This window comes from Aeromonas sp. S15(2024) (assembly GCF_041402265.1).
Taxonomy (GTDB): domain Bacteria; phylum Pseudomonadota; class Gammaproteobacteria; order Enterobacterales; family Aeromonadaceae; genus Aeromonas; species Aeromonas dhakensis.
Genome location: NZ_JBGLQY010000001.1, coordinates 573,031 through 594,893 on the forward strand (window position 1 = coordinate 573,031; position 21,863 = coordinate 594,893).

Genomic DNA, 21,863 nt, shown 5'->3' on the forward strand with positions numbered 1-21,863 from the left:
CGGCCCGCAGGCCGCCTTGTAAAGAGTGAGTGAGGAACCTTTTTCAGGCACCACCAAAGTGGGCAGGATTGTACCCGTTTCAGGCGGGTTTATCCCAGATCAGTTGGCTGAACTCGGCGAGCAGCTCATCGAGCTTGTCATCAAAAAGCTGCATCAGCTTGGGTTTGCCGCCCCGGCGGCGGTAGTTACCCACCTTGAAGGTGTCATCATCGAGCACCACCTTCTCCTTGATGGAGTCGGCCAGCCGATCGAGCCAGATAAGCTGCTCGCTGTTCCAGTCGTGTTGACCCTTGATGCGGGCCAGCGCCTTGTCTACCCGATCTTCGAATGGCTGCAGGGGGTCGCCGATGGCGGCGCGGCGAATATGGCCGACTAGGCGAGCGGCGATATCCTGATTCTTGGCTGCTTTCCACGCGGCGCGCAGGGTTGAATCGTTGTAGTTCTCTTTGTCGAACCACTCCTGCAGTTGCAGCAGCGCGCTGCGGGTGAGATCGCGCGGGCGGTTGATGATGGCGTCGATGGCGGCCTGCTCGTTTTGGGAGCGGCTGACCAGCTGGTCGAAGGCATCGAGGAAATCCTCTGCACTGTCGTGATCGCCATAGGCACGGCTCACTTCAATCACTTCATCGTCGATATCGCTGAAGATGGGTAGATCCCGCAGCTCGTTGATGGTGCGTTTGAGGTGCTCGAGGCGCGGGATCAGGGTCGGCAATTGGTTGAACACCTCAGCAGACCAGCGCGGGCCATTGCTGCGCAAGGTTCGGCCCAGCTGGTTGAAATCACAGCCAGCCGACTCGCGGCAGAGTTCATCGAGGCGTGCCAGCTGTTCAGCCACCTCTTTTGAGCGATCGCGGTTGTAGCTGGCCTGGTTGCTGATGCGCTGCAGCTTGGCCACCAACTGCTCGTGGCTGTGCTCGGCAAAGCTGCGGCCATCGGCCTCTTTCACCTGATAAGTTTCCGAGTCGGTGATCTCGTTGACCAGAGTCTGCAAGGGGACGTCAGGGCGCACCACCACCGGGCGCATGGTATCGACCTGCTCCAGGGTGGCGTAGAGATCGACGGCATCGAAGATGCGAAACGCACTCTTGCCCACCTGGGGGCAGAGACGGGTCGCGCGCCCCTTCATCTGCTCATAGAGGATGCGGCTGCGCACTTTGCGCATAAAGACCAGATTGCAGATGCTGGGGATGTCGATACCTGTGGTGAGCAGGTCGACGGTGACCACTATGTTGGGCAGCCGCTCCTTGTTGAAGCGGGTGATCATCGATTGCACCTTGTTGGCGTCCTTGTCGGCATCGCCGGTGATCTTGATGATGGCGTCATGTTCCAGCGCCGGAAATTTTGCTTTGAAGGCGGTGCGCAGCTCCTCGACCACGTTGTCGGCATGGTTGTTGTTGACGCAGAAGATCAGGGTCTTCTGATTGCCGGTGGGGTCGAGGTGATTGACCAGCTCCTCGCAGACGACCCGGTTGAAGTTGGAGGCGATCAGCTCGCGGTTGAAGTTGGCCACCTCGAAGTTCTGATCATCTTCGAGGGTATCGTCAATCAGCTCGCCCTGATTGCTCAGACGGTGTACCTGACTCCCTTTGGCGAAGTAGACCCCCTCCTTGCTGCGGCGGGTGATGATGCGAATGGGCGGCTCCTGATCCACCAGATAGCCGTCGAGTACCGCTTTGCGATAGCTGTAGCGATAGACCGGCTGGCGCGATGACCCGCCGAAAATATCGATGGTGTGCAGCGCCGGGGTCGCGGTGAGCGCCACCTTGACCGCATCGAAATGGTCGATGATGCGACGGTAGGCGGAGATGTAGTCGAGCTGGTTGCGAAAGGCCATCTCGCCCTCGGTCTGCTCCTTGTCGAGAATGTAACCCCGGTGTGCTTCATCGATGATGATGCAGTCGTAGCGGCCAACCGGCATAACCTCATCGCTCTGCAGGGTGCGCTTGACCAGTGACTGAACGGTGGCGACGTGGATCTTGGTGTTATCTTCCGGGAAACGGTCCGTCAGCCCCTGGATATTGAAGATGGCGTTGAAGGTATCGCCGCTTATCTGGGTATCTTCAAAGGCGCCCAATGCCTGTTTGCCGAGAGAGGTTCTGTCGACCAGAAACAGGATTCGGTTGAAGCGTTGTGACTGGATCAGGCGGAACATCAGGGCAATGGCGGTCCGGGTTTTGCCCGTACCGGTTGCCATCGCCAGCAGGATATCTTGCTGACCGGCGATGATGGCCTGCTCAACGGCTTGTACCGCCTCCTCCTGGTAGTAGCGCAACCCCAGTTCGCTCATATCGCTGTGGCTGGCAAACCAGAGGTTGTTGCGCTGGGGATCTCGCGCCAGCATGGCCAGCAGCTCTTCGGGGCGATGCCACTCGGGCAGGGCTCTGGGCATATTGCCCGGATGACGCACATCCCTATACCAGATGCCGCTCTTGCTCTTCATGGCGGCGCGATATTCGCGACCATTGGCGGAGAAGCAGAATGGCACTTTGTAGCTTACCAGGCTGCCGGGCTCATGCCACTGGCGCAGGTAGCTGGCATGCATCTCTGTGACCTGATCATGGGCCTGCGCGTCGGTGGCTGATGCATAGAGCTCCTCCTTGAGGTGAGCCATATCGAAATATTTGCTGTAGCGGTAAGCCTCCGTAAGCTTGCCTGCCACATCGATGTTGCCCTTTTTGGCTTCAATGATGCCGACAGGAACAAGCCCCGCGAACAGCACGTAGTCGGCAAAACCCCGTTTACCCGTTTCATCTTCAGCCGTAGGCCACTCGGCAATCGCCATATTGCGGCCCGCTTGCGGGCGGGTGCCATTGGCGAATTTGAGGTTTTGGGTATCGGCCTCCCAGCCAGCCTTGCGCAGTTGGGCATCGATCAAATAACGACTCTCGCTCTCGCTCAGATCGAGCGAACGAGCCGCTGCAAACTCCTTGACCTGTTGGAGGTAGAGCGCGCGTTCGGTAGCAGTCAGCTTCGCCAGCTCGGCCTCTCTGGCGGCCAGCTGGGCCTCCAGGGCAGCGATACGCGCTGCCGTTTGCGCCTCGGTCTCTTGCTGCTTGCCTTCGAGGATGGCGATATAGCCATTGAGCGCTATCAGCTGTTGTTGTTGGGCTGCGATCTCGGCTGCTGTCTGTTGCTGGGCCAGGCTGCGCTGCTCCAACTCTTGCTTCAGCGCCATCACCTCCTGGTGATAGTCGTGGCGCTCCCCTTGCGGCAGCACAAAAATGGGAGCGGCAAAATCATACTGTTTGCTGATCAGGCGGTAGTACCAGACCCCCAAGCGGAAACCGAGTCGCAAGGACATGGCGGCATCATCAAGGTCGTTGTGATAGTCATGGACCGCTTTGTTGCCGGTTCGACGCAGGGTATGAAATACCCCCATGATGCAGTCATCGACAAAGCTGATCTTGCCGAGCTCTCTTAGCAGGTCGAGTTGACTCTCTGTCGCAGGCAGACCTAACAATTTACCAAGATGCTTGGCGGTCGCCTCACCGAAGATCCGCATCTTCACCAGGGTGGTATTGGGATCATCCGGATAGTTGTTCTCGGCGGCACAGGCGATGGCATAGAGGAAGTCGTTGGTGCCTTTGAGAAACTCGAAATTGCTCTTGTCCATGTTCAATCTTCCAGAAAGTAATCCGAATCCAGGGTCTTGATGGTGAGGGTCTGGCGAATAGTGACGCCGACGCCGTATTCGATCATCAGGGCGGCCAGATGTACGCCGTCGATCAGCACGATACGTTTCTCAATTAGCCCGACATACTCCTGCGCCTCACGGCTAAAGCTGGAGGTGGTAATAAAGACCCCTTTGCGGGCTTTGTGCAGATCCAGGGCGCCAGCGAAAGACTGGATCTCGGGACGCCCAACGGTTTTATCGGTGTAGCGCTTGGCCTGCAGGTAGATAGAGTCGAGCCCCAGCCGGTCTTCCTTGATGATGCCGTCGATGCCGCCATCACTGCTGTAACGGGTGGTGCGGGCGGCATCCTGCTGGCTGCCGCCATAGCCCATGGCAACCATCAGATCGACCACTAGCTGCTCAAAGAAGCGAGGCGAAAGACCAAGGATCTCGGCCAGCAGGTCATCGGCAAGGGACTGATTGATGGCTGCTAGCGCTTGCTCAATTTGTTCTTGTGGTGTGCTGGCTTGCACGTTATGTGGCTCGTCCGCGGCATAGGTTGTGCCTTGTGGCAGCTTACCTGTGCTTTCACTGGACGCCAGAGTAAAGGTCACGAACTCCTTGAACTGAGCCAGATAGTGGTTGTCGATGGTCTGGCCCGATGCCAAAGCAGCCTTACCCCGTTCGGTAATAAGGCAGACGCCCCGCTTGGGTTGCTCGATGAGCCCTGCCTTGACCAGATAGGTCTTGGCCCAGCCGACCCGGGAGCGAACCGTGGTTTGCTGCCCGCTTGGCAGGGTATGAGCCAGTTGTTCAGGAGTAAAAGCATAATGAGCACATACAGCTTCATACACTTGTCGAAGCGTATAGCTGTTGCCGTCTTTCAATGAAAAAAGCACGGCAGGCATCATGTGTTCATAGCTGGGAATGGCGTCGGTCATGGATGATGGATAAATCCAGAAACAGTATTGTGCTGAATAATCTCACAAAATCCGCTTGATTAGGTTGATCCAAGACTCAAAAGATCTCGCTTCCCCCTACTGTGCAGATGCTCTTTGAGCCGCGAAGCTTGCTGAATGACCCACTGCAAAGAAAGCCCAAATAAAAAGGGCCACCTCTTGCGAGGTGGCCCTTTCCAAACGTTTGGTGGAGCTGGGGGGATTTGAACCCCCGTCCAAAATTACTACATCCTCGGCACTACATGCTTAGTCACTCTTTACATTCGCCAACCCGCTGCGGAGAGACACGCCACGAATTGACTAGCTCGATTGGTTTTAATGCTTCCGCCCCGAGCAGGACTTCCACACGATCCTGTGAAGGATGACCTTCCGATTCCCTAGGACACAGGCAAGCTAGGGGAGAAGGGCTCTGCGCAGGTTATTAAGCTGCCAGTGCGTAGTTTTCGTCGTTTGCGACTATTTTTTTGCGGTTTATTAACGAGGCCTACCGCACCTCGGCATGCACCTTGGGTTTCGTGAATCTTGTCGAATCCAGAATCAGCCCCAAGTTGTTAAGAGGGATTGTACGCAAAAATCCTGCCATGGCAAGGCGTTGATGGTCATTCCCGCAGGGAGCTGCTCCGTTTGCCGATTTATTGTGCGCACGCCTGGCGGGAGCGGGTAAGCGGCGGGCCGGAAAAGAAAAAGTCCGGGCAGGAGCCCGGACCTTGCAGCATCACGCGGATTAGCCGCGGTTCTTGTTCTTCATGATGCGCGCTTTTTCCCGATCCCATTCGCGGGCCTTGGTATCTTCGCGCTTGTCGTGCTCTTTCTTGCCCTTCACCAGGCCGATTTCGACCTTGACCCAGCACTGTTTCCAGTAGAGGGCGAGCGGCACGATTGTATAGCCCTGACGGGCGATCAGGCTTTCGAGCTTGTCGAGTTCACGACGGCTCAGCAGCAGTTTTCGGGTCCGGGTCGGGTCGCACACCACATGGCTGGAGGCAGCCTGCAGTGGCAGGAAGCTGGAGCCGAACAGGTAGGCCTCGCCATCGCGGAAGATGACATAGGCTTCGCTGATGTTGGCCTTGCCCGCCCGCAGGGATTTGACTTCCCACCCTTGCAGGGACAGACCCGCTTCGATCTTCTCTTCGATGAAGTATTCGTGGCGCGCGGTTCTGTTGAGTGCAATGGTGTTGGACCCGGCTTTGTTTTTACTGTTTTTTTTGCTCATGACGGGCGATTTCCGGCAATGACTGGGAGGAGGGCATTATACGTGGGCAAGGGCGGCTGTAAAACGCGCAGCGGGTCAACTGATGGCTTTATGAGCAGTTTGACCGAGGTTTTACCTCCAAAAGCGCAAACATGGTGATAAAATCGCGGCGATTGGATGAGGAAAAGCCATGCCCCGTATTACTCGCAGTGCCCTGGTGATGTTCAGCGCAGAACAGATGTTCAGGCTGGTCAATGATGTTCACGCCTATCCGGAGTTCCTGCCCGGTTGTGTCGGCAGCCGTGTCCACGAAACCGGCGATGACTATATGACGGCCTCGGTCGATGTGGCCAAGGCCGGGATTGCCAAGACCTTTACGACCCGCAACCTGCTCGAGGCCAACCGGCAGATCAAGATGGAGCTGGTTGAGGGGCCCTTCAGCAAGCTGGCGGGCTGGTGGACCTTCACCCCGCTGGACGTGGATGCCTGCAAGGTGGAGTTCGATCTCGACTTCGAGTTCACCTCCAAACTCATCGAGCTGGCGTTTGGCCAGATCTTCCGCGACCTGGTGAGCTCCATGGTGTTGGCCTTCTCCAACCGCGCCAAGGTGGTGTACGGTGCCTGATCAACTCAATATCGAAGTGGTCTATGCCCTGCCTCAGCAGCAGACCGTGCTGCGGCTGCGGGTGGCGCCGACCACGACGGTGCAGGCCGCCATCGAGCAGTCCGGCATCATGAGCAAGCATCCCGAGATCGATCTGGCGGTCAACAAGTTCGGCATCTACAGCCGCCCGGTCAAGGGCGCCGAGCTGCTACAAGATGGCGATCGCATCGAGATCTACCGTCCGCTCATCGCCGATCCCAAGGAGATGCGCAAGAAGCGCGCCGAGAAGGCCAAGGAGGAGGGGCGTGCCGACGTGGTGACCGGCGGCCGGCCCAATGCCAACCGCAAACACTCTGACTAAATGCCTGTATTGGCAGGCATGATACTTCGTATAAAAAGTGCCAGCACTGGCACGGCACCGCATATAAAAGGCGCCTTGGCGCCTTTTTTGATCCCGTTATCCACCTGCCAAGTTAAGACGCTTCGTTACAGCTGGAGCAGTCGCTCGTTCTCGACCACTTCGCAGCCGGCGGGCTGGCAGGAGAGGGCGATCATGGCGCGGGCCACCTGGCCGGCCTCGATGGCGCGCCAGCGGCGCAACCTGCCTACCAGCAGTGGCTTCAGCAAGGGATAGATGATCTGGAAAAACTGTTCAGAGCGGCGCGGCGGCTGGCGATCCCCCAGCAACATGGCGGGGCGCACGATGGCGAGCCGCTGCCAGGGCTGGGCCAGCAGGGCCTGCTCCATCTCCCCCTTGGTACGGGGATAGAGGGCGGGGGAGTGCGGGTTGGCCCCCAGGCTAGAGACCACCACCAGCCTCTGGCTGCCGTGGCGGCGGGCCAGCTCGGCAAAGGCCAGCACATAGTCTAGATCGACCCGGCGAAAGGCCTCGGCGGAGCCGGCCTCCTTGCGGGTGGTGCCAAGGCAGCAGAAGGCGAGATCCACCGGCCCGGGCAGGGCTGCGCTGGCCAGCATATCGAAATTGACCGGCAGCCAGTGGCGGGCTGGCTGCGGCTCTCCGGGCTTGCGGCAGAGCAGGGTCAGTTCATGCTCCGCGGGCAGTTGTCGCACCAGCTCGCGGCCGATGAGGCCAGTGGCTCCGGCGATCAGGATCCTGCTCATGCTGCTCTCCCTGTGTGATTGAATCGAGGCCAGTATTGGGCGAGGGGCTGCCCTCTGCAAGGGGGTAATGGGTGGCCGGCGGTGTTAAAACAAAACCGGCGCGAGGCCGGTTTTGTGGATGGGATCAGAGCGGGGTATGGAAGGCCGCTGGCAGCGGGAAGTCGCCGGTGACCGTGGCCAATCTGTCGTTGACGAAGGTCAGGGTGAGCTCCTTGCGCTCTTTCTCGCCGCGCCCCGGCTGGAATTCATAGAGGTAGTACCAGGTGTTCGGGTCAAAGCCATCGCGCAGCATGGCGGAGCCCAGCACGAACTCGACCTGCTCGCGGGTCATGCCCTGGCGCAGTTTGTCGACCTGTTTTTGTTCCACATAGTTGCCCTGAGGAATATCGATGCGATAGACCAGGCTGCAACCGGACAGGGTGAGGGCGGTCAGGGCCGCGGCAATCAGGTGTTTCATCCGCATATCGAGTTCAGATCATCCATTCAAGTCTTTTTAAGCTCGGCAAATCATACCGGCTCCCTCTACGGAAGTAAAAAGCCATTGATCCATCAGCCAATAAAAAGGGCCGCCATGCGACCCTTTCTGCCCATTGCGCCCCCTTACATGGCGGCGCGGAAGATGGCGACGATCTCGTCGTGGCTCGCCTGTTTCGGGTTGGTGAAGCCGCAGGCGTCTTTCAGGGCGTTCTCGGCCAGCACGTTGAAATCGTCGGCCTTGACGCCGAGCTGCTCCAGCCCGGCCGGGATCTTGACGTCGCGTGCCAGTTGCTGGATGGCGGCAATGGCGGCGGCGGCCCCTTGCTCATCGGTCATGGCGCTCACATCCACCCCCATGTGACGGGCCACGTCCTTCAGGCGGCCGGCGCACACCTGGGAGTTGTAGGCCTGCACGTGGGGCAGCAGCACGGCGTTGCACACCCCGTGCGGCAGGTCGTAGAAGCCGCCCAGCTGGTGGGCCATGGCGTGCACGTAACCCAGGCTTGCGTTGTTGAAGGCCATGCCGGCCAGGAACTGGGCGTAGGCCATCTGTTCGCGGGCATGCAGATCGTCGCCGTGGTTGACCGCGGTGCGCAGGTGTTTGGCGATGAGCTGGATGGCCATGATGGCGCTGGCATCGGTCACCGGAGTGGCGATGGTGGAGACATAAGCCTCGATGGCGTGGGTCAGCGCATCCATGCCGGTGGCGGCGGTGAGGCCGGCCGGCTTGGCCAGCATCAGCTCGGGGTCGTTGACCGACATCAGCGGGGTGACGTGCTTGTCGACGATGGCCATCTTCACGTGGCGGGCCTCGTCGGTGATGATGCAGAAGCGAGTCATCTCGGAGGCGGTGCCGGCGGTGGTGTTGATGGCGATGAGCGGCAGTTGCGGCTTGGCGGAGCGATCCACCCCTTCGTAATCCTTGATGCTGCCACCGTTGGCGGCCACCAGGGCGATCCCCTTGGCGCAGTCGTGGGGCGAGCCGCCCCCCAGCGAGATGACGCAGTCGCAGCCATTGGCCTTGAGCATGGCCAGGCCCGCTTCCACGTTGGTCATGGTCGGGTTGGGTTTGGTCTCGTCGAAAACTGCGCTTTCAATGCCATGTTCTGCCAGCAGGCCGGCCACCTTGGCCACCACGCCAATCTGGTTGAGGATCTTGTCGGTGACGATCAGCGCCTTGCGATGGCCATAACCCTTGATATCGGCTGCCGCCTCTTGCAGGCAGCCTGCTCCCATCAGGTTGATTGCGGGAATGTAGAACTTGAATGTCGCCATGATGGACTCCGTATGATTAGCCATTAAGTGGTATACGGGCGCCAACATAGCACCGTCAGGGGGGATGAAAAGGGGTCAATGGTATCTGCTTTGCAACTTTATGGACTCGATCACGTACCGGAAACATGGGCCGCGACAGGGATTGACAAGCGCGCTAGCCTGTTCGCGAACAGAAAAACGTTTTTCAATTAATTCATCAAGTTAGCAAACGTTTTGCGCCGAATTTGTGGCTGTCAATGCAAGGAAGTGTGAGATGCTTCAAGGAATTGGAAAGCGCTTTCGACCATAGTTGGCGCCTCCCCGACGAGGGGAGTGAAGGCTTGAAAGTACCATAAAGAATCACCTTAACTTGCCCCTGACCATGCTGGTGGGGAGCAACCAGGAGTCCACTATGTCTGATGTATTTCACTTGGGTTTGAAAAAAGCGGATCTGCAAGGCGCCACCTTGGCGATCGTTCCCGGTGACCCCGAGCGCGTGAAGCGCATCGCAGAGCTGTTGGATAACCCGGTGCACCTGGCCAGCCATCGTGAATTCACTACCTGGCGCGGCGAGATGGACGGCAAGGCCGTGATCATCTGCTCCACCGGTATCGGCGGCCCGTCCACCTCCATCGCGGTGGAAGAGCTGGCTCAGCTGGGCATCCGTACCTTCCTGCGCATCGGCACCACCGGCGCCATCCAGCCGCACCTGAACGTGGGCGACGTGATCGTCACCACCGGCTCCGTGCGCCTCGACGGTGCCAGCCTGCACTTCGCGCCGATGGAGTTCCCGGCCGTGGCTGACTTCGACTGCACCACTGCGCTGGTCAACACCGCCAAGGAGCTGGGCTCCAAGCTGCACGTGGGCGTTACCGCCTCTTCTGACACCTTCTACCCGGGTCAGGAGCGCTACGACACCTTCTCCGGCCGCGTGGTACAACGCTTCCAGGGTTCCATGAAAGAGTGGCAATCCATGGGCGTGCTGAACTTCGAAATGGAGTCCGCGACGCTGCTGACCATGTGCTCCAGCCAGGGCCTGCGCGCCGGCATGGTAGCCGGTGTCATCGTGAACCGTACCCAGCAAGAGATCCCGAACGCCGAGACCATGGCGAAGACCGAATCTGATGCCATCAAGATCGTGCTGGGCGCTGCCCGCAAGCTGATCTGATAGCCCTCTTTGTAACAAAGAGTACCGAGTGGGGGGTGGGGGCCGTTGCGAAAGCACGGCCCCTATCTTTATCCGCCGTTGACCGCTTTTCCCCTTCTCCTTTTCCCCCTCCTTCTCGCGTTACCCTTGTTGCTCCGTCATGGCCGCCAGCGCCTGCGCAAAGGGGGCCTCACTGCGGATCCGCATCGGCTCGCCACTGACCGGGTGAACAAAGTCGAGCTCACTGGCGTGCAGCATCAGCCGCGGTGCCTGGGCGCAGCCGGGCGGCAGCAGGCCGCCATAAAGATCGCAGCCAAGAATGGGATGACCCAGCTGTTGGCTGTGGATGCGCAGCTGATGGGTGCGACCGGTTTCCGGTACCAGCCGCACTGAGGTCAGCGGCACTGTCTGTCCCTGCATCTGCTGCTCCAGCCGCTCAATCACTTGATAGCGGGAGCGGGCGGGCTTGCCGTTGACGGCGCAGATGCTCATCAGCGGAAACAGCGCCGGATCCTTGGCGATGGGGGCATCGATCACCCCCTCGTCCTCGGCCAGATGACCGCACAGCAGGGCGCTGTAGGCCTTGCTCACCGTGCGCTGGCTGAACTGGCGGCAGAGCAGGGCGTTGATGGCCTTGTTCCTGGCTACCAGCATGATCCCCGAGGTACCAAAATCGAGGCGATGGACCAGGGCGCAACCGGGATAATCCTGCACCAGCCGGTGGTGCACCGAGTCGAGGTTCTGCGGGTTCTTGCCCGACAGGCTCAGCAGGCCGCTCGGCTTGTTGATGAGCAATAGGTGTTCATCCTCAAACAGGATCTCGATGGCGGCCGCACAGGGCGGGGCGATGAAGGTGTCGATGATGGCGGACATGGGGCGCACGGTCTGAAAAGGGAGGGGGATCATACCCGAACCGGCGGGGCGCGGCGAATAACTGCAGAAGCGGCCCTCGTTTTGTGGCTAACTGCTTGATAAGGCGGGAAAGGGGCCGTTTTGTGACCCCTTCCAGAGTTAATGCAGCCGCGGCTTGCTAAGGTATGGCTCCCTGTCATGTTGTAAGGAGTCCGTCCATGGCGTTGCCCGTTATTCTCGATTGCGATCCCGGCCACGATGATGCCATCGCCCTTATCCTGGCGCTGGCCAGCCCCGAGCTCAAGGTGCTGGCGGTCACCACCAGCGCCGGCAACCAGACGCCGGACAAGACCCTCAACAATGCCCTGCGCATCCTGACCCTGCTGGGGCGTGACGACATTTCGGTGGCGGCGGGGGCTCCCAAGCCGCTGGCCCGCGAGCTTATCATCGCCGACAACGTCCATGGCGAGTCGGGGCTCGATGGCCCCAAATTGCCGGATCCCGCCTTTGCCCCCGTGGCCATGACCGCCCTGGAGCTGATGGCCAAGTGCCTGCGCGAGAGCCCGGAACCCGTGACCCTGGTGCCGACCGGCCCGCTCACCAACATCGCTCTGCTGCTGGCGGCTCACCCCGAGCTCAAATCCAAGATCGCCCGCATCGTGCTGATGGGCGGCGCGGCGGGAGCCGGCAACTGGACCCCGGCGGCGGAATTCAATATTTATGTGGACCCGGATGCGGCCGATATGGTGTTCAAGTCGGGGCTCCCCATCACCATGTGCGGGCTGGACGTGACCCACGAGGCGCAGGTGATGGACGAGGATATCGAACGGGTACGCGCCATCACCAATCCGGTGGCCCAGTGCGTGGCCGATCTGCTCGACTTTTTCATGATCTACCACCGGGATCCCAAGTGGGGATTTGCTGGCGCGCCGCTGCACGACCCCTGTACCATTGCCTGGTTGCTGGCTCCCGCGCTGTTCCACGGGGTCGAGTGCCGGGTCGATATCGAGACAGGCGGCACCCATACTAGCGGCATGACGGTGGTGGATCGCTACGGTCTGACCGGTAAGCCGGCCAATGCGCTGGTGCTGCTGGGGCTGGATCGGGCGGGCTTTATCGATCTGCTGGTCACGCGGCTGCGGGCCTTTGACTGAACGCAGTTCCACTCTTGCAAGAAGGGGCGAAGCGATGTGGAAGACAGGGCTGGCACTGTTGGCCGGGTTGCAACTGACGGGGTGTGCCACGCCGTTCGAGTCGATGTGGCAGGGGCTGGCGACCTGCGAGCTGGATGATCTCTATCTCGATAGCGAGACGGGCAAGCCGGCGCACCCGCAGCTCAACCACTACACCCCCTACAAGGTGGCGGACGGCTTCGCCTGGTACAAGACCCGCCAGGAGTTGCACGGCCTGCCCATCAGCGGTTTTCTCATTCCGGCCTCCACCTTCGAGGTGCACGCCCTGTTCGTGGATACCCCCATCGCCAACGCGCGCCGGCTTACCCACAATGCCTACGGCAGCGAGTTTTCCGACGAGCAGAAGCACGACGAGGGGCTGGCCCCCCTGCTGCTGCGCGATCCCAACAACCCCAAGCGCTCCATCATCGACTGCACCCGGGGCGAGAGCCAGGAGTCGCTGCCGGAGGAGCCTTTCCCCGAGTAGAAACAAGGCCGACGCCTTGGCGGAGATAGAAAGAGGGCCAGCCTTGTCGGCTGGCCCTCTTTCTATTTGGTGGATAGGCTCGGATTGCCCCCCAGTCACTGACGGGTGACGCCGATGTCTTTAGGGGTAACCCAGCGTCTCTTTGATAACCGGTAATTGGGCTTTTATCCAGGCGGGATTGATGGGCCCCCAGTCACTGATGCGATAGTGCCCCTGCAGATGGCGAGCCCCCTCGGTCTGCTCGAAGCCGCAGCTGATGTCCAGCTCGGCCAGGGCGCTGAGCGTATCCTGCGCGGTGCGGCGCGGCATGCCGGTCGCCTCCATGATGGCCGGCACCGTATCCGTGCCCTGGCTGATCAGCCATGCCACGTAGAGCCGCCGATAGAAGCTGGTGCGCGTCTTGCTCGGCTCACTCATATCTCGTCCTCGAGACGATCGAAGTAGCGCCAGGTGGCGATGGCAGCCTTGCCCATCACCAGGGCCCAGATGCCGAACCAGAACCAGCGGAAGAAGCTCCAGGTGGAAGCGTCGGGCTCGGTGCTCTCAATCTTGGTGACGTTGGGGAACATGGAGAACATGTTGATGCGCCAGCCGTAGGAGGTGATGATGGCCAGCCGTTTTTCGAACTCCATCGACTTGGCTTTGGCCTGCACGTCGGCGGCGTTGAACTTGAAGTAGAAGGGCCAGCCCCACTCGGTGTCCTCGTTGCGGAACACGCGGATCTTCTCGCCGGGACGCTCGGTATAGATGTAGTAGACGTCGGTGGTGGGGCCGTCGGCCGGGTTCTTCTGGCTGATGGGCCCATCCTTGTCGGTGCGCTTCACCTCCACCCCGGTGATGGTGGCGATGGTATGTTCCGGCAGGTAGTAGTCGAGCCAGATGGCGGTGACGAGGGCGATGAGCCCGAGGCCGATGAAGGCCGGTTTCTTGAAGGACAGCTTCATGATGATCTCGCATGAGGGGGAGTGACGTGCCTCTACCATACCCACATTTGGTGAGGTAGCCCAGCCCCCAATGAAGCCTGATCATAAAAAATAGCGTTTAAAACAATAACAAGTCGTCAGCGTCATTAACAGAGAGGCCCCGCATGCGGGGCCTCTCTGTCTGGTCAGCAGGTGTGTGTCACAGCTGGAACTGGGACAGCTGCTTGCGCTGTTGCTCGGCGAGCTGTGACAGTTCGTGACTGGCGGCGGCACTCTGGCTGATGCCGGCCGCGTTCTGGTTCACGATCTCGTGGATGTTGGTGATGTTGCGGTTGATGTCGGCGGTGACGCAGGATTGCTCCTCGGCGGCGGTGGCCACCTGGGCATTGGCGCCGTTGATCTGGTTGACCGCCTCCGTGATGCCGCCCAGCAGATCCTGCACCTGGCTGGAGAGCTGCTGGTTGTGGGCCAGGATGGCCAGGGTATCCTGCACGCCGCTGTTGGCGGAGAGAGACTGGCTTTGCAACTGCTCGATGATGGCCTGGATCTCCTTGGTGGAGTCCTGGGTGCGAGCCGCCAGCATGCGCACCTCGTCAGCCACTACCGCAAAGCCGCGACCGGTTTCGCCGGCGCGGGCGGCCTCGATGGCGGCGTTGAGGGCCAGCAGGTTGGTCTGCTCGGAAATCCCCTGGATGACCTCGATCACCTTGCCGATCTGCTCGGACTGGGACTTGAGGCTGGCCACCACGGAGGCGGCGCTCTCCAGACTGTTGGCCATGCGGCTGTTGGCCTGAATGCTCTCGGCAAACAGCGCCAGCCCCTCTTCGACCCGCTGGTTGGCATCGCGCGCCAGCTCGTCGGCCAGGGCGGCGTTGTGGTTGACGTTGTCGGCGGTGCTGGCCAGCTCGGTGACGGCGGAGGCCACCTGTTCGGTCTCACCGCGCTGCTGCTGGGCATTGACCTCTGCCTGGGTCATCACGGCGGCGAGCTCGGTGGCGGCAGAAGCCACGTTGCCGCTGATGCCGGTCAGGGTGTTGATGGTGCTGCCAAGCTGGGTCAGGGTCTGGTTGATGTCGGCGGCCAGCTGGCTCAGCTCGTTGTTGCCGTCGGTGGCGGCGCGCACGTTGAAGCGGCCCTGGGCCACCGCGCGCATCACCTGCTGCAGCTGACCGATGGGGCGCACGATGCGGCCGGAGAGCCACCAGCCGCCAAACAGGGCGGCGGCCAGACTGGCTGCCATCAGCAGCAGGGTACGCAGCAGGGTGGCGTGGTAGTGAGCCTGCTCCTCGGCAATTTCAGCCAGGATCAGCTGGTTGACGTGGGCGGACATGGCATCGATCTGCTTGATGAGATCTTCCCCCAGATCGCGAAAGCGCAGGCGGGCCTGCTCATAGGCGGCAGGATCGCCGCCGCCCTGGTGCTTGGCGGCCAGCAGCGGCAGCATGTTGCTGCGGGTGTGGCCGAGGTAGGCCTGCAGGGCGGCCGCGACCCGGCTGTTGTCCTGCTCGGCCCCGGCGATGGCCAGTCTGGCCAGGATGGCACCTATCTCCTGCTCGGCGGTGGAGAGCTCGCTGGGCAGCTGGGCAAAGCGGGCGGGATCGTAGAGGCCGTAGATGGCGTTGGTACGCAGCCGGTAGGTGGCGTGGATCAGGGTGGCGATGTCGTCCTTGTGACGGGTCACGCTGGCGGTGGTCTCGTTCATGTCGTCGATGGCGCGGTCGATGTCCTGTTTGCCGATCCCGATCATCAGGATCATCAACAGGCTGGCGAGCAGGAGAGGGATGAGTACTTGCAGACGGATAGAGAGATTATTCAATGACATGAAAGATCCTGACCCAAAAGAGAAACAAGGCGGCATCTTACACAGGCGCGACAAAGCTTGTCACAGGTTTTTAAGGTGCAAAACCGGCTATTTGAAAAGGTTTTTTCTTGTGTTAAATGAGTGTGATAGGCAAGATCGTCGGTCTGTTAGCATGGAGGTGTAGTGTGTCCGACTGGATCGATCCTGCCATTTTGGCGCTGTTTATTCCCACGTTCTTTTTTGTCTCCGTGACCCCCGGCATGTGCATGACCCTGGCGATGACCCTCGGCATGAGTCTGGGGGTGCGCCGCACCCTGCACATGATGTGGGGCGAGCTCATCGGGGTCGGCCTGGTCTCGGTACTGTCGGTGATCGGGGTGGCGGCCGTCATGCTCAACTACCCGGCGCTGTTTGCCGCCTTCAAGTACGTGGGCGGCGCCTATCTCATCTGGCTCGGTATCCAGATGTGGCAGGCCAAGGGCAAGCTGGCGATCCCGGCGGATCTGTCGGCCGCTCAGGAGACGCGGCCGCTGGCGCTGGCCATGCAGGGCTTCGTCACCGCCATTGCCAACCCCAAGGGGTGGGCCTTCATGGTCTCCCTGCTGCCCCCCTTCATCAATGCGGCCAAGCCGATGACCCCCCAGATCAGCGCCCTGGTGGCCCTGATCCTGCTCATCGAGTTCTCCTGCCTGCTGCTCTACGCGAGCGGCGGTCGCACCCTGCGCCACTTCCTCGCCAAGAGCGGCAACGTCACCCTGATGAACCGGATCGCCGGCTCTCTCATGCTGTTTGTCGGGGTCTGGCTGGCGTTGGGTTGATACCGCACTTGCCAGCTGGTCTGTTACTGCCGAGAAGCCCCGCCATGCGGGGCTTTTTCGTATACTGGCGGGCGGTTGGCCACATTTGCTTACATTTATCCGGTTTGCAAACGGCCGGGATGCCGTCAGTCTCAAATGGCATTCTCTTGCCTCTGCGAGAGGGTGTACAGGGTCCGTTTATTAACATTCCGAGCAAGGAGATTTAAGGATGATGAGGCTGACCAGTATTGCATTGCTCCTGTTTGCCGGCGCGGCGACAGCCGGCAAAGAGAGGAACCTCGATTTCTACAACATCAAGGAGCCGCAACTTATCGAGCTGTTTGCCCGCCAGCAGGGGGCGCCGGGGCAGACGATCAAGACCTTCTCCGGCCTGTTTCTGGGCAATCCCTATGTGGCCAACCGGCTGGTGGGGTCGAACGAGGTGCAAGAGAAGCTGGTGGTGGATTTTGGCGGGCTCGACTGCTTCACCTATCTGGACTACGTCGAGTCGCTGCGTCGCGCAACGAGTGTGCATCACTTCATCGAGAACCTGATGCACACTCGTTACGTGAATGGTGAGGTCAACTATCTGACCAGAAAGCACTTCTTCTCCGACTGGGTGCATGGTGACAACAAGGTGAGCGATGTGACCCATCTGGTGGGCGGCGCTGCGGTGACCACGGCCAAGCTGCTCAACCAGAAGGCGGACGGCGGCTACTACATTCCTGGGCTGGGGGTGACGGCGCGGGACATCACCTACATTCCGTCCGCCAGCATCGACGAGAACACCCTGAGTCTGCTGGAGGAGGGGGACTACATCGGCATCTACACCGATCTGGCCGGGCTCGACGTCACCCATACCGGCATCTTCATCCGCGGCGAGAACGGCCCCGTGCTGCGCAATGCCTCCTCCCTCTCGAGCAAGATGCAGGTGGTGGACTCCCCCTTCCTGGAGTATGTGCAGAACAAGCCGGGGATCCTGGTCTATCGGCCGCAGGCCGAGGACGCGAGCTCCTAGGGAGGGCCCTGGCCGAGATGAGCACGCCTTGCGTCTGACAGAAAGAGAAGCCCCGGGCAGTGCCCGGGGCTTTTTGTTGGCGGCGCCCCTCAATGGGGTTTGAAGCGGGCGACCCAGGGGTTGGCGGTGAGACCGTGCAGGATGACGCTCAGTATGATGGTGCAGAGCACGGTGGCGATGATGGGGCGCTGGCCGAGGAGGGCCGGCTCGTTTTGCAGCACCATCACCGCAAAGACGATGCTGGCCAGCCCCCGCGGCCCGAACCAGCCGATGAAGAGCTTGAGTTCGAGCTTGAGGCCGGTGCCGAGCAGGCTCAGCCAGACCGGCACCATGCGCAGCAGGGTGAGGCTGGCGGCGGCATAGAGCCAGTACTGCCAGTGCAGCAGCTCTGCCAGCATGGGCATCAGGGTGGCGCCGAACACCATCCAGATCACCACTGAGAGCAGATCCCCGTAACCCTCGCAGCTGTCCAAGTAGGCGTGCTTGTGCTCCCCCAGTTTGCGGCCCATCAGCAGGCCGCCGACGAAGGCGGCGATGAAGCCGCTGCCACCCAGGGTCTGGGCCAGCGCGAAGCAGAGCAGGGCCAGCCCCGGCATGGTGAGCTGGCGCCAGAGCGGCAGCTGCCAGCCGTTGAGGTAGGAGGTCTTGAGCAGGCGCAGGGTGAAGGTGGTGAGCCCCCAGGCCACCAGCAGGCCGATGCCGATCTCCTCCAGCAGCAGGGTGATGGCCAGCAGACCGGTGCCGGTGTGCTGCTCGGTGGGGGCGATGAGGGCGAGCAGCAGGAGCAGCACGGGCACGCAGATGCCGTCGTTGAGGCCGCTCTCCTGGTTGAGCCCCTCGCGGATGGGGGCGGGCACCGCCGGGTTGCTCACCACCGCCTTGCCGAGCGCCGCATCGGTGGGGGCGAGTATGGTGGAGAGGATGGCCAGCTCCAGCAGCGGCAGGTCCGGGTAGATCCAGCGACCGAACAGGGTGCCGGCCAGCAGGGTGAGCGGCAGGCCGATGAGCAGCAGCCGGATGGGCAGGCTGCGGTTGGCCAGCAGCACCTGCCAGTTGGTGTTGGCCGCATCGCTGAACAGCACTATGACCAGGGTCAGCTCCGCCAGAAGCTTGATGCCGTCGCTGTCGATGGAGAGGGAGAGCAGCTCGATGCCGCCCGGCCCCAGCAGCCAGCCCATCAGCAAGAACAGCAAGGGGCCGTTGATAAGCCGGGATTCAAAGCGCCCGGCGATCAGGCTGTAGATGAGCAGGAAGGCGGCGATCACCGCCAGGTTCTGGTAAATCAGGGACGCGTCCATGCTGCCTCCTGTGGCTGTGGGGTCAGTCGGTGAGACAGTCCGGGTCGAACACGTACTCGCCATCCAGCCAGCGCAGGATCTCGTCGACGCAGGATTGGTCGCGAAACGGCAGATAGCGGGCCTTGAGGTGAGTCACCTGCTCAGGGGTCAGCTGGGCCAGCCCTATGTCCTGAAACAGCGGCAGATCGGCCTGGATCATGGCGGAGATCTGCGGGCCGCAGGTGGCGTTGAGGGAGGCGTGCAGCGCCTTGTCCGGGTCGTACTGCTTGCCGAGCCGGTAGCTCATGGGCAGGGTGGCCAGCGGCAGGGCCGACAGCGCCGCCTGTTTCATGGGGTTGACCGCATGGCCGTTCACGAGATCCGCCAACTCCGCCGGGCGGTTTTCGAAGGCGCGCAGGTGCAGGAAGCTGCTGGCCTTGCTGCCGTCGTTGACCGGGTAGTTGTCCCACAGAAACGGCTTGCGGTGCAGCCACTCGGCCGCCTGGCGCAGGTGGGCCGCCGGGTACTCGCTGGAGCAGACCTTGGGGCCGGTCCAGAAGATGTCGATGCGCCGATCCAGCCCCTGCCCCAGATCCTGCAGATAGTGGGGGGGCATGGCGCCGAACACCTTCTCCAGTACAGGGTCCGTGCTGTAGTAGCTGGGGCAGAACAGCAGCCGGCCGGCACCGGTATGGGCCGCTATGTCGTGGGTGATGGTGAGCTGCCAGTGGGCGAGATCCGGGGTATCCCCCTTCATGTCGTCAAACAGGATCGCCAGGATGTCGGGCTTGAGCTCCTCCTCGATGAGCCGCACCTTCTCCAGCAGGGCCGGTCGCTGGCGGGCATAGTCGTGGTGAGCGCCCATGGGGCTCAGCCCCACCCCGAAGGCAAGGCCGTTGTCACGGCACTGGCGGGCGAGCTGGCGCAGCGCCTCGAGCTGGGCGGCAGGCCAGGGCTTGGCCCAGTGCTTGCGCAGATAGCCATCCTCTTTCGGGGCATAGAGATAGAAGCCGTAACCGTGGCGGGGCAGCCACTGGGCGTAGCGGGCGCGGGCTTCCCAGCTCCAGCCCTTGCCAAAGAAGCCCTCGATCACCCCCAGGTTGGGCGAAGGGGGTTGCAGGCCGGACAACAGGGTTTGGTAAGGCATAGATAACTCCCTTCTCGCAGAGGACGAGGCAGACGGCGATCAGACCGGATCTTCTTCCAGAAAACGCACCCCTATCTTGCGGGGTTCACCCTCTTCCATTTCGGCAACGGTCCAGATCAGCCCCTGCCATTCGACGTGGTCGCCGACCACCAGATTATCGCCCAACTGCTGTGCAATAAAATGGCCAAGGGTCTGATCCGCCACTTCGCTCACATCCAGCCCGTACAGCGGTGCCAGATCCACCAGCTTGGCGGCTGCCTCCAGCAGGAAGTCGCCGAAGAAGCGCGGGCCCAGATCCTGCTCCGGCGCCTGGCTGAACAGCTGGCCGAGGGCAGGCAGATCGCGCTCGTGGCCGATGACGCAGAGGATGTCATCGGATTGCAGACAGGTACTGCCCGAGGGGTGCAGCAGCTCCTGCTCCCGGAACAGGGCACAGATGCGGGTGCCCTTGGGCATGCGCAGATCTCGCAGCGGCGAGCCGATGCACCACTTCTCGTCGCTCAGGCGATAGACGAAGGTCTCCCACTGGCTGTCGAGATCGATCTCGAGCCCGGAGCGGTTGATGGGCGAGGGGGGCGCCGGCACTTCGACCCGGGCGAGGCGGGAGGCCAGCGGCAGCGAGCTGCCCTGCAGGATCAGCGAGACCAGCACCACGAAGAAGGCGACATTGAAGTAGAGCTGGGCGTTGGGCAACCCCGCCATCATGGGGAACACCGCCAGAATGATCGGCACGGCGCCGCGCAGGCCGACCCAGGAGATGAACCAGCGCTCGCGGGGGGCGAAGTTCTTGAACGGCAGCAGGCCGATCCAGACCGAGATAGGGCGGGCGAACAGGATCATCCACATGGCCAGCGCCAGCGCCGGCAGGGCGATGGGCAGCAACTTGTGGGGGGAGGCGAGCAGCCCCAGCACCAGGAACATGCCGATCTGGCTGAGCCAGGTGAGGCCGTCCAGCACCGACAGGGTGGTACTGCGGCTGCGCAGGGAGAGGTTGCCGAGCAAGAGGCCGGTGAGGTAAATGGCCAGGATGCCGCTGCCGCCTACCGCCGTGGTGAGGGCGAAGATGAGCAGGCCGCCGCTGACGGTGAGCAGCGGGTAGAGGCCGGGGGCCAGCCGGGCGCTGTTGATGAGCTTCCACAGCAGCCAGCCGGCGCCAAGGCCGATGCCGGCTCCCAGCCCGAACTGCCTGAGCAGTTGCAGCAGCAGAAAGCCGCCATCCAGCCCCTGCTGGGCGGTGGCCAGCACCTCGATCAGGGTGACGGTGAGAAACACCGCCATGGGATCGTTGCTGCCTGACTCTATCTCCAGGGTGGCGCTGACCCGCTCGTTGAGGCTGCGCCCGCCGAGCAGGGAGAAGACCGCCGCCGCATCGGTGGAGCCGACGATGGCGCCGATCAGCATCCCCTGCAGCAGGTTGAGGTCAAACAGCCAGGCGGCGGCGAGGCCCGTGAGGCCGGTGGTGATGGCCACCCCGACCGTGGCGAGCGACAGGGCGGGCCAGAGCGCGACTCGAAACGAGGAGACCCGGGTGCGCATGCCGCCGTCCAGCAAGATGATGGCGAGCGCCAGGTTGCCCACCAGGTAGGCGATGGAGTAGTCGGCGAAGTGGATGCCACCGGGGCCGTCCTCACCGGCCAGCATGCCGACAGCGAGGAAGATCACCAGGATGGGGATACCGAGACGGGAGGAGAGCGCGCTCAACAGGACACTGGCACCCACCAACAAGGCCGCGACGAGGAAGAAACTGTTGATGGTGACGGCATCCAATGGCGAACTCCTTCTGTCAAAATGCAAATCAGGCACATTATATGCAGTTTGACCGGCTCCGTGTGGCTTAATTGTGCATTTATTTGCAGTTTTTTACATTTTCAGTGCGATTGCTGCGAAGGGTTCTGGCCATCAAAAGGGGGTCAGCGGGGGGATCAGAGAGGTCGGCAACGTGATGATGTTCACAAAACGGACACTTGAGGGAGAGGCGGGCGCCGCAGCGGGCAGCAAACGGCAGGGGCCCACGCCGGGCC

At 61.6% G+C, this 21,863-nt stretch carries 20 protein-coding genes and 1 other RNA gene; 7 read left to right on the forward strand and 14 right to left on the reverse strand.

The genetic code is table 11. From position 1 onward, the window contains the following. Positions 1-79: 79 nt before the first annotated feature. The 4 genes from hsdR to smpB form a co-directional block, all read right to left on the reverse strand. Entirely contained in the window at positions 80-3,613 is a 3,534-nt protein-coding gene (gene hsdR, locus ACB033_RS02700) for a type I restriction-modification system endonuclease (RefSeq protein ID WP_371140314.1), read from the reverse strand. Positions 3,614-3,615: 2 nt separating this feature from the next. After that, the gene (locus ACB033_RS02705) at positions 3,616-4,554 is read right to left on the reverse strand and encodes a restriction endonuclease (protein ID WP_139431807.1); all 939 of its coding nucleotides are present in this window, start codon (positions 4,552-4,554) and stop codon (positions 3,616-3,618) included. 203 nt (positions 4,555-4,757) lie between these two features. Beyond that, positions 4,758-5,117, reverse strand: a transfer-messenger RNA (tmRNA) gene (gene ssrA, locus ACB033_RS02710). A gap of 179 nt (positions 5,118-5,296) precedes the next feature. Beyond that, on the reverse strand, positions 5,297-5,785 hold the full coding sequence (gene smpB, locus ACB033_RS02715) for an SsrA-binding protein SmpB (protein ID WP_017766150.1): 489 nt from the start codon (positions 5,783-5,785) through the stop codon (positions 5,297-5,299). 169 nt (positions 5,786-5,954) lie between these two features. Here smpB and ACB033_RS02720 point away from each other — a divergent pair, with 169 nt between their 5' ends. Continuing rightward, positions 5,955-6,389: an SRPBCC family protein gene (locus ACB033_RS02720; RefSeq protein WP_005298951.1), complete on the forward strand. Its 435-nt coding sequence runs from the start codon at positions 5,955-5,957 to the stop codon at positions 6,387-6,389. Beyond that, positions 6,382-6,729 carry an RnfH family protein gene (locus ACB033_RS02725; protein WP_065017461.1) on the forward strand — a complete coding sequence of 116 codons (348 nt, stop codon included), beginning with the start codon at positions 6,382-6,384 and terminating at the stop codon, positions 6,727-6,729. The genes ACB033_RS02720 and ACB033_RS02725 overlap by 8 nt, the downstream gene beginning before the upstream one ends. Positions 6,730-6,854: 125 nt before the next feature. On the opposite strand, the gene ACB033_RS02730 is transcribed toward ACB033_RS02725, so the two are convergent. The 3 genes from ACB033_RS02730 to yiaY form a co-directional block, all read right to left on the reverse strand. Next, positions 6,855-7,490, reverse strand: a complete 636-nt coding sequence (locus tag ACB033_RS02730) for an NAD(P)H-binding protein (protein WP_139725438.1) — start codon at positions 7,488-7,490, stop codon at positions 6,855-6,857. Positions 7,491-7,614: 124 nt separating this feature from the next. Further along, positions 7,615-7,953 carry an outer membrane protein assembly factor BamE gene (locus ACB033_RS02735; protein WP_005298963.1) on the reverse strand — a complete coding sequence of 113 codons (339 nt, stop codon included), beginning with the start codon at positions 7,951-7,953 and terminating at the stop codon, positions 7,615-7,617. Between the two features lie 137 nt (positions 7,954-8,090). Continuing rightward, positions 8,091-9,242: an L-threonine dehydrogenase gene (yiaY, locus tag ACB033_RS02740; protein WP_005298966.1), complete on the reverse strand. Its 1,152-nt coding sequence runs from the start codon at positions 9,240-9,242 to the stop codon at positions 8,091-8,093. A gap of 391 nt (positions 9,243-9,633) precedes the next feature. Between yiaY and udp the strand changes: the two genes are divergently transcribed. Continuing rightward, a complete protein-coding gene (gene udp / locus ACB033_RS02745) occupies positions 9,634-10,389 on the forward strand; it encodes a uridine phosphorylase (RefSeq protein ID WP_005298967.1) in 756 nt (251 codons plus the stop codon). A gap of 120 nt (positions 10,390-10,509) precedes the next feature. On the opposite strand, the gene ACB033_RS02750 is transcribed toward udp, so the two are convergent. Beyond that, a complete protein-coding gene (locus ACB033_RS02750; RefSeq protein ID WP_162519874.1) occupies positions 10,510-11,274 on the reverse strand; it encodes an RluA family pseudouridine synthase in 765 nt (254 codons plus the stop codon). 164 nt (positions 11,275-11,438) lie between these two features. Between ACB033_RS02750 and rihA the strand changes: the two genes are divergently transcribed. Together rihA and ACB033_RS02760 are read left to right on the forward strand one after the other, a co-directional pair. Continuing rightward, on the forward strand, positions 11,439-12,374 hold the full coding sequence (gene rihA / locus ACB033_RS02755) for a pyrimidine-specific ribonucleoside hydrolase RihA (RefSeq protein ID WP_139725437.1): 936 nt from the start codon (positions 11,439-11,441) through the stop codon (positions 12,372-12,374). A gap of 34 nt (positions 12,375-12,408) precedes the next feature. Continuing rightward, positions 12,409-12,879, forward strand: a complete 471-nt coding sequence (locus tag ACB033_RS02760; RefSeq protein ID WP_005298971.1) for a hypothetical protein — start codon at positions 12,409-12,411, stop codon at positions 12,877-12,879. Positions 12,880-12,999: 120 nt separating this feature from the next. Here ACB033_RS02760 and ACB033_RS02765 read toward each other — a convergent pair whose 3' ends face one another. The 3 genes from ACB033_RS02765 to ACB033_RS02775 form a co-directional block, all read right to left on the reverse strand. Further along, a complete protein-coding gene (locus ACB033_RS02765) occupies positions 13,000-13,296 on the reverse strand; it encodes a helix-turn-helix domain-containing protein (protein ID WP_005298972.1) in 297 nt (98 codons plus the stop codon). Next, a complete protein-coding gene (locus ACB033_RS02770; RefSeq protein WP_010634531.1) occupies positions 13,293-13,823 on the reverse strand; it encodes a DUF1523 family protein in 531 nt (176 codons plus the stop codon). Before ACB033_RS02770 ends, ACB033_RS02765 begins: the two co-directional genes overlap by 4 nt. Positions 13,824-14,001: 178 nt before the next feature. Next, entirely contained in the window at positions 14,002-15,624 is a 1,623-nt protein-coding gene (locus ACB033_RS02775; protein WP_139725436.1) for a methyl-accepting chemotaxis protein, read from the reverse strand. Between the two features lie 164 nt (positions 15,625-15,788). On the opposite strand from ACB033_RS02775, the gene ACB033_RS02780 reads away from it, so the two are divergent. Then, positions 15,789-16,421: a LysE family translocator gene (locus ACB033_RS02780; RefSeq protein ID WP_010634529.1), complete on the forward strand. Its 633-nt coding sequence runs from the start codon at positions 15,789-15,791 to the stop codon at positions 16,419-16,421. Between the two features lie 208 nt (positions 16,422-16,629). Continuing rightward, positions 16,630-17,418, forward strand: a complete 789-nt coding sequence (locus ACB033_RS02785) for a DUF1460 domain-containing protein (protein ID WP_139725435.1) — start codon at positions 16,630-16,632, stop codon at positions 17,416-17,418. A gap of 89 nt (positions 17,419-17,507) precedes the next feature. On the opposite strand, the gene ACB033_RS02790 is transcribed toward ACB033_RS02785, so the two are convergent. Genes ACB033_RS02790 through ACB033_RS02800 form a run of 3 tightly spaced genes read right to left on the reverse strand, consistent with a single transcriptional unit; the run spans position 17,508 to position 21,609 of the window. Then, entirely contained in the window at positions 17,508-18,716 is a 1,209-nt protein-coding gene (locus tag ACB033_RS02790) for a sodium:proton antiporter (RefSeq protein WP_139725434.1), read from the reverse strand. A 22-nt stretch (positions 18,717-18,738) separates the two neighbouring features. After that, entirely contained in the window at positions 18,739-19,842 is a 1,104-nt protein-coding gene (locus ACB033_RS02795; protein ID WP_095593088.1) for a beta-N-acetylglucosaminidase domain-containing protein, read from the reverse strand. Between the two features lie 39 nt (positions 19,843-19,881). Next, a complete protein-coding gene (locus ACB033_RS02800) occupies positions 19,882-21,609 on the reverse strand; it encodes a potassium/proton antiporter (RefSeq protein WP_139399419.1) in 1,728 nt (575 codons plus the stop codon). Positions 21,610-21,863: the final 254 nt, after the last annotated feature.

What these genes read in the sequence shown, in the direction of transcription:
- hsdR (WP_371140314.1), bottom strand. Translation starts at nt 3,613, where the DNA reads ATGGACAAGAGCAATTTCGAGTTTCTCAAAGGCACCAACGACTTCCTC.
- ACB033_RS02705 (WP_139431807.1), bottom strand. Translation starts at nt 4,554, where the DNA reads ATGACCGACGCCATTCCCAGCTATGAACACATGATGCCTGCCGTGCTT.
- smpB (WP_017766150.1), bottom strand. Translation starts at nt 5,785, where the DNA reads ATGAGCAAAAAAAACAGTAAAAACAAAGCCGGGTCCAACACCATTGCA.
- ACB033_RS02720 (WP_005298951.1), top strand. Translation starts at nt 5,955, where the DNA reads ATGCCCCGTATTACTCGCAGTGCCCTGGTGATGTTCAGCGCAGAACAG.
- ACB033_RS02730 (WP_139725438.1), bottom strand. Translation starts at nt 7,490, where the DNA reads ATGAGCAGGATCCTGATCGCCGGAGCCACTGGCCTCATCGGCCGCGAG.
- ACB033_RS02735 (WP_005298963.1), bottom strand. Translation starts at nt 7,953, where the DNA reads ATGCGGATGAAACACCTGATTGCCGCGGCCCTGACCGCCCTCACCCTG.
- yiaY (WP_005298966.1), bottom strand. Translation starts at nt 9,242, where the DNA reads ATGGCGACATTCAAGTTCTACATTCCCGCAATCAACCTGATGGGAGCA.
- udp (WP_005298967.1), top strand. Translation starts at nt 9,634, where the DNA reads ATGTCTGATGTATTTCACTTGGGTTTGAAAAAAGCGGATCTGCAAGGC.
- ACB033_RS02750 (WP_162519874.1), bottom strand. Translation starts at nt 11,274, where the DNA reads ATGATCCCCCTCCCTTTTCAGACCGTGCGCCCCATGTCCGCCATCATC.
- rihA (WP_139725437.1), top strand. Translation starts at nt 11,439, where the DNA reads ATGGCGTTGCCCGTTATTCTCGATTGCGATCCCGGCCACGATGATGCC.
- ACB033_RS02760 (WP_005298971.1), top strand. Translation starts at nt 12,409, where the DNA reads ATGTGGAAGACAGGGCTGGCACTGTTGGCCGGGTTGCAACTGACGGGG.
- ACB033_RS02765 (WP_005298972.1), bottom strand. Translation starts at nt 13,296, where the DNA reads ATGAGTGAGCCGAGCAAGACGCGCACCAGCTTCTATCGGCGGCTCTAC.
- ACB033_RS02770 (WP_010634531.1), bottom strand. Translation starts at nt 13,823, where the DNA reads ATGAAGCTGTCCTTCAAGAAACCGGCCTTCATCGGCCTCGGGCTCATC.
- ACB033_RS02775 (WP_139725436.1), bottom strand. Translation starts at nt 15,624, where the DNA reads ATGTCATTGAATAATCTCTCTATCCGTCTGCAAGTACTCATCCCTCTC.
- ACB033_RS02785 (WP_139725435.1), top strand. Translation starts at nt 16,630, where the DNA reads ATGATGAGGCTGACCAGTATTGCATTGCTCCTGTTTGCCGGCGCGGCG.
- ACB033_RS02790 (WP_139725434.1), bottom strand. Translation starts at nt 18,716, where the DNA reads ATGGACGCGTCCCTGATTTACCAGAACCTGGCGGTGATCGCCGCCTTC.
- ACB033_RS02795 (WP_095593088.1), bottom strand. Translation starts at nt 19,842, where the DNA reads ATGCCTTACCAAACCCTGTTGTCCGGCCTGCAACCCCCTTCGCCCAAC.